Below are 1,177 nucleotides of genomic sequence, written 5' to 3'. Positions count from 1 at the left end.
ATTCTTTTTTGATGCAGCTCCTGAACATGCAAACGTATTTATTGCCTGCCCAGGAACCCCACACGCAGCCATTACATTTGTGCGCCTCTTTCTCCGCTTTCAGTGCTGGTTCGCTTTCCTCTTCCTTCTTCCTTTGCAAATAATCGTATAGGCTCATTTTCATATCTCCTTTTGTTGTCTCTGATCTGCGCCCGCACTCAAGCGCTTTTTTGGCTTTCAATCGTTTCCCTGAGAATCACCGGACACAGGTCACAAACAACACAAAAAAGCGACCCCGCTTATTAGCAGTGCCGCCTTAAATATTTATTGCCTCCCATGATAAGACTGTGATGGGATCACCCTACATGTTATTAAGTAGCAGTCTTACCGGCAATGTCGTCCAGGCTATCCCCGAACCCTAAAAATAGCGAATTGCGACCCTTGACCCACTCACTTAGCCGCTTGTGTCACCCATACGAACGCGACACCACCACAATAAAGCCGGTTATCGTTATACGAATACCGGAGGTCCAATCATACACATGGCATATCGGACGGCGACCCTTGACCACCCTTAGCCGCTCACGACATCCGCAGAATATGCCGCCACCACGAACGCCCCAAGACTCCCACACCTTGGCGCTCCTACTCTAAATCAGACTTTTCCCGAATTACACCATCGGAGGAATCCCGTATACATCAGCTTCCCTGGCCTTCGCACGGGATGAAATCAGTAATGTTATTGTTATACGAATTTCGGCAGGATATAAACGCCTAATTCTTTAACCCATACCATTTTTTCTTTCAGGTCGCTATCCATAATTGTAGGTTTGTCATCCACTATGGATCTTTTCACCTTCGCATGGATCACATCTGCTTTAGGAATTTCAGCGCCTACAATGTCTGCGATTCTTACAAACGACATGCAATTGTGTAATGGATGACCTTCCTCGTCTGTGTAACCGTATTCCGCAAGGCCTTCAATGTACCCACTGATTTCAGCCAGCTCTTTTACTCTTTGGTCATATGACTGTTTAAGGTCTTGAAATTCCTTCTCCGCATCTTCTTTCTTGGCTTCGAATGTTTTGATTCTGTCAATCAATCCCCGTCTTTCGGATTTACGGCTGTTGATTTCTATTTTCAAGAGCTTGTTTTCTTCTTCAAGCTCTTTGAATTCTTGATGCAGATTATCTAGATC

At 45.3% G+C, this 1,177-nt stretch carries 1 protein-coding gene; it reads right to left on the bottom strand.

Annotated elements, in window-relative coordinates; all coding sequences use genetic code 11:
• Positions 1-724: 724 nt before the first annotated feature.
• A partial coding sequence (locus ACFQ8Y_RS22755) for a hypothetical protein (protein ID WP_430586810.1) occupies positions 725-1,177 on the bottom strand: 453 nt, incomplete at its 5' end.

This window comes from Isoptericola sp. NPDC056605 (assembly GCF_042792795.1).
Taxonomy (GTDB): domain Bacteria; phylum Actinomycetota; class Actinomycetes; order Actinomycetales; family Cellulomonadaceae; genus Isoptericola.
The sequence above is the reverse complement of the archived record's forward strand: the minus strand, read 5'-3'. Positions and strand labels throughout refer to the sequence as shown.